At 71.3% G+C, this 4,620-nt stretch carries 4 protein-coding genes and 1 pseudogene; 1 reads left to right on the forward strand and 4 read right to left on the reverse strand.

Translation table 11 applies throughout. The features are described 5' to 3' along the window. Positions 1-146: 146 nt before the first annotated feature. From AB0F10_RS44300 to AB0F10_RS44315, 4 genes and pseudogenes are all read right to left on the reverse strand, one after another. The gene (locus tag AB0F10_RS44300; RefSeq protein WP_360640366.1) at positions 147-386 is read right to left on the reverse strand and encodes a hypothetical protein; all 240 of its coding nucleotides are present in this window, start codon (positions 384-386) and stop codon (positions 147-149) included. A 597-nt stretch (positions 387-983) separates the two neighbouring features. Continuing rightward, positions 984-1,652, reverse strand: coding sequence for a nucleoside/nucleotide kinase family protein (locus tag AB0F10_RS44305; RefSeq protein ID WP_360640369.1), 669 nt, complete (start codon positions 1,650-1,652; stop codon positions 984-986). Between the two features lie 194 nt (positions 1,653-1,846). Then, a pseudogene (locus AB0F10_RS44310) lies at positions 1,847-2,005 on the reverse strand (VTT domain-containing protein); the annotation flags it as partial. A gap of 33 nt (positions 2,006-2,038) precedes the next feature. Continuing rightward, a complete protein-coding gene (locus tag AB0F10_RS44315; protein WP_360640372.1) occupies positions 2,039-3,619 on the reverse strand; it encodes an RICIN domain-containing protein in 1,581 nt (526 codons plus the stop codon). Positions 3,620-3,869: 250 nt separating this feature from the next. Here AB0F10_RS44315 and AB0F10_RS44320 point away from each other — a divergent pair, with 250 nt between their 5' ends. Next, positions 3,870-4,433, forward strand: a complete 564-nt coding sequence (locus tag AB0F10_RS44320; RefSeq protein WP_360640375.1) for an RNA polymerase sigma factor — start codon at positions 3,870-3,872, stop codon at positions 4,431-4,433. Positions 4,434-4,620 lie beyond the last annotated feature (187 nt).

The following is a 4,620-nucleotide window of genomic DNA, read 5'->3' on the forward strand; positions in this document are numbered from 1 at the left end:
GATCCTCGTGGGCTTGCTTGAGCCGGATGCATGGAAACGTGCACGTCCGGTTCTGAGGGGGCGGCGGCGCAGCAATGCGCCGTCGCTACCCGGCCGACAAGGCTTGCTCGGCAAGGTGACCGTCGCGGTGGGTCCCGGACGCGCAGCTATGGGGCCTGGCAGCGCAGGCGGAACTCCGCGAGCCACTGCCCAACCTGCTGGTCGTCGTGGAGCATTCCGCCGCTCGCATCGGGCAGGTCGATGCCGTGGAGACGTTCGAGCGCCCACCAGATCACGCTGTCAACGACGAGGTCATCGGCTGGAGCTGCGTGCCACTGAGCAGCCCATCGGTCTGCTTCGTCGCGAGTCCGCGTGCCGGCCAGCACAGCCTGGAACCACTCGTCCATCTCTTGCCGCGTCGGCGGGATTTGCTGGCGTACCATTCTCATAGCCTCCCATGGGCACCTGCCGACATCCGGGATCTGCTGCCGACCGTGCGCGCAGGCGGACGACGGGCCGTCACGCCCGTGGTCGACTTCTCGTGCTGGATGGCGCGTCGGGCAATCCGGCCTCGAGTCGCCATATCCGTGGATCGAACGGACCCAAGTCCAGCACGCCCGCCAACATCGCGGTTCCGGCGGTGAACCCCTCCACCAGTTGGTTCGTGCCTGCTGCCGGCCAGCGGCCTTCACGGACCCGGTGAATGTTGTGATCCGACGGGCACCAACATCCGACCTCCACCGCGGCGTTCACGGTGAGCTCCCCACACCAGGCAACATCGAGCGTTAGCTCGAGCGAGTCAGCGCCTTGGTTGAACAGCGTGATCGCGGTGTCGAAGACGTTTCTACTCGCGCCCGGTGCGCTGGCTGCGCACGCTGTGGTCAACCTTGATGACGCAGCGGGCTGGTCCACGTCGACCCTGGAGTGAAGCGGAAGGTCAAACGGCGGGTTGAGAGTCTGTGCCGGCTGTCGACGGCGGCCCTCGCCACGCTCGGTGCAGGTGCTCAGGCCGGCCCTCGCGCGGTGGTGACGCGGACGATGAGGTCGGCGCGGTGGCGGGTGGTTTCGATCAGGGCCGCGTTGATTTGGTCGGAGCCGTGGGAGCGTTCGGCCGCCTCCTCGGGGGTGCGGCCAAATCGCATGTGGCGGGCGATCAGGCGTTCCAGGCGGAGGTTCTCGCCGGGCTCGACGTACCAGGACTGGTCCAGCAGGGCGGCGACGCCGCCCCAGCGGTCGTCGTCGACGAGGAGGTAGTTGCCCTCGGTGATGATCAGCGGGACGGCGCGGCGCACCGGCACCGCGCAGGCGATGGACTCCTCGAGGCCGCGGTCGAACTCGGCCGCGTACACGATGTCGTCGTGCTGGGGGCGCAGCCGGGTGAGCAGGTGCCGGTAGCCGGCGGCGTCGAAGGTGTCGGACGCGCCCTTGCGGGCGTGCCGGCCGAGGCGGTGCAGCTCCGCGTTGGACAGGTGGAAGCCGTCGAGGCCGATCAGCGCGGCCCGGCCGGCGAGCGCGTCGGCGAGTTGCCGGGCGAGGGTCGACTTGCCGGCGCCGGGTGCGCCGGTGATGCCGAGGATGCGCCGCTGCCCGTCGGCGGCCAGGGCCCGGGCCCGCCCGACGAGGTCGTCGAGGGCGGCCTCGCACACCTCGGGTGGGCCTGCGCCGGTCTCCACGCTGTCGCCTCCTCGGTCCTCGCGGGTGGACAGGGATCGAGGTTACCGGCCCGCTCAGCCGGATGCGGCCGAGAGCCGGACGAGGCGCCGGCGGAGCAGGCGGGCGCACAGCGGCACCACGCCGACGCAGGTGGCGCCGATCGCGGTGAACAGGACGACGGCGCCGCCGCTCGGGTCGACGCCGCGCCGATCCCGGCGAATACACCGACCCGGAGCACCGTGCCCAGGGCGGACCAGGCGAGGAAGCGGCCGAACGGCATCCGGGCGGCGCCGGCGACGATCGGCACCACGGAGTGGACGACCGCTACGAAGCGGACCGTCACCAGCGCCGGGGCGCCGCGCTCGCCCAGGAAGGCCCCGGCGCGGTCGAAGCGGGCGGTGCCCGGTCAGCCGCGGGTCCAGATCTGGTTGGCGGCGCGGTGGCAGGGCCAGATGATGACCGCGGCGCCGTCGCCGGTCGCGCCGCCCGAGACGTCCAGGCACTGGCCCGACTGCACCGCGGTGATGGTGCCGTCGGCGTTCAGCCGGAACTGCTGGTTGGCGCCGCCGTGGCACTCCCATTGGATCACCCTGTTGCCGGCGGTGGTGCCGCCGCCGGAGACGTCCATGCAGCGGGTGCCGTCGTAGACCCGCAGCTCGCCGGCGGGGGTGAGGTTCCAGCGCTGGTTGGCGCCGCCGTTGCAGCTGAAGATCTCCACGGCCGCGTCGTTGACGACGATGTTGTCGTGCACGTCGAGGCAGCGGCCGGAGCCCTGCCCGACCAGCGTGTGCCCGGAGTATGCCGCGCCGCCCGAGACGCGGTAGACGACCGTGCCGTGCGGGGGGACGGTGGCGCTGATCGTCCCGGTCGTGGTGGTGTTGGCGCCGCTCCACAGGTCCTTCAGCGCGTACGTGCCGGCGGCGTTCATGCCGGCCTGCGCGGCGCTGGTGGCGATGGTCGCGGCGGTGGCGTTCTCGTTGAAGAGGGCCACCGCGCGGTCGCCGTTCGAGAGCACCTTGCTGAACACCCACTGGCCGCCGCCGTTGCGCACCACGTACGCCTGCCGGCCCAGCGGGTCCTGGTCGACGGCGATGACGGCGCTGTTGGTCAGGATGCTCAGCGTCGCCGGGGTGGCCTTGCGCAGGTCGGAGCCGATCAGCAGCGGGGCCGACATCATCGACCACAGCGAGAAGTGTGTGCGGTACTCGGTGTCGGTCATCCCGCCGTTGCCGACCTCGAGCATGTCGGGGTCGTTCCAGGCGCCCGGCCCCGGGTACGCGGCCAGCACGCTGTTCTGCCGGATGATGTTCAGCACCGAGCCCCAGTTGTCCTCGATGTCGCCGGTGGTGCGCCACGAGTTGCCGACGGACGGGGCCCACCGCCAGGGCTGGTTCTCGCCCCACTCGCAGATGGCGAACACGATGGGCCGCCCGGTGGCGGCGAGCGCGTCCCGCATCCGGGTGTAGCGCTGCACGGCGTCGCGGCCCTGGTTGTTGCAGTTGTCGTACTTGAGGTAGTCGACGCCCCACGAGGCGAACAGCCGGGCGTCCTGGTCCTCGTGGTCGAGCCCGCCGGGGAACCCGATGGTCGAGCAGGTCGCGGTGCCGGCGCTGGTGTAGATGCCGAACTTGAGCCCCTTGCCGTGCACGTAGTCGGCGACGGCCTTGATGCCGTTGGGGAACCGGGTGAGGTCCGGCACGAGGTTGCCCTGAGCGTCGCGTTGCCGCTGCGCCCAGCAGTCGTCGAGGTTCACGTACTGGTAGCCGGCGGCCTTGAGGCCCCGATCGACGAAGATGTCGGCGATGCCCTTGATCATGGACTCGTTGAACTCGGCCCGGCACTGCGTCGAGTTCCAGTTGTTGAAGCCCATCGGCGGGGTCCGCGCGAGCCCGTTGCCGACGGCCGCGGCTGGCGTCTGCAGCGCGGGCACGGCACCGGCCGCCGCGAGGGCGAGCAGCAGTGTTGCGACGATCCGGCCTGTCCGCATCGGACACCTCCGTCCACCGCCCCCGGGCGCGGGAGCTATAGATGAAGGTCTATGCATTTCGGCGAGTTGTCAACAGTGTTGCCAGTTCGGCGGGTGCTTGGCAAAGTAGGACGCCGCTGCGAATTCCACGGGGGAAGAACTCGCAACGGCGTTGTAGGGACCATAGTCGATATCTCGCGAAACGTCCATCCCGCCCAACTTGGCATGTACCCGTGACGTCACGCCGCGGCGGCAAGCGCATCATCAGCGCATGGAGACCCCGATCAGGCCGGCCGTCGCGGCGGACATGGACGCGCTGGTCCGGTCCGCGGCCGCGGGCGACGGCCGCGCGCTCAACGACCTTCTGACGGCGCTGCGCCCGGAGGCGCTGCGGCTGTGCGCCCGCTTCCTGCCGCATCGCGAGGACGCCGAGGAGGCGTGCCAGGACACCCTGCTGGCGGTGGCCCGGGGCATCGGCCGGTTCGACGGGCGCTCGTCGTTCCGCACCTGGTTCTACCGGGTGGCCGCCAACCGGTCCCGGTCGACGTACCAGGTGCTGCGGCGCCGATTCGACGGCGAGGCCGCCGGGATTCCGCTGCCGGAGCGGCCGGATCCCCGGCGCACCAGCGTGGTCGCCGGCACCCGGCTCGACCTGCTGGACGCCCTGGAGGCGCTGCCGCCGGACCTGGCCGAGGCCCTGGTGCTGCGCGACGTGCTCGACCTGGGCTACGGGGAGATCGCCGCGCTGCTCGAGGTGCCCGACGGCACGGTCAAGTCGCGCATCCACGAGGCCCGGCGCCAGGTGCGGCGGCGGCTGGACGGGGGCGGAGGATGATCTTGGATGGCCGCCGAACAAAGTGAACGGCCGCCGGGACCAATCCCATAAGAGGCCGGCACGTCGACGAGGGAGACCCGACATGATCCGTCACCGCGCGAGCGTCGGGGCACTCGCCCTGATCGTCGTGGCGCACCTCGCCGCGTGCGGCGGCGACGCGCTGACGCCGCTGCCGGGCCAGGCCGCC

This window comes from Actinoplanes sp. NPDC026623, assembly GCF_040638275.1.
Classification (GTDB): domain Bacteria; phylum Actinomycetota; class Actinomycetes; order Mycobacteriales; family Micromonosporaceae; genus Actinoplanes.

Coding starts and splice junctions, on each gene's coding strand:
- AB0F10_RS44300 (WP_360640366.1), bottom strand. CDS start 386: ATGGACGAGTGGTTCCAGGCTGTGCTGGCCGGCACGCGGACTCGCGAC.
- AB0F10_RS44315 (WP_360640372.1), bottom strand. CDS start 3,619: ATGCGGACAGGCCGGATCGTCGCAACACTGCTGCTCGCCCTCGCGGCG.
- AB0F10_RS44320 (WP_360640375.1), top strand. CDS start 3,870: ATGGAGACCCCGATCAGGCCGGCCGTCGCGGCGGACATGGACGCGCTG.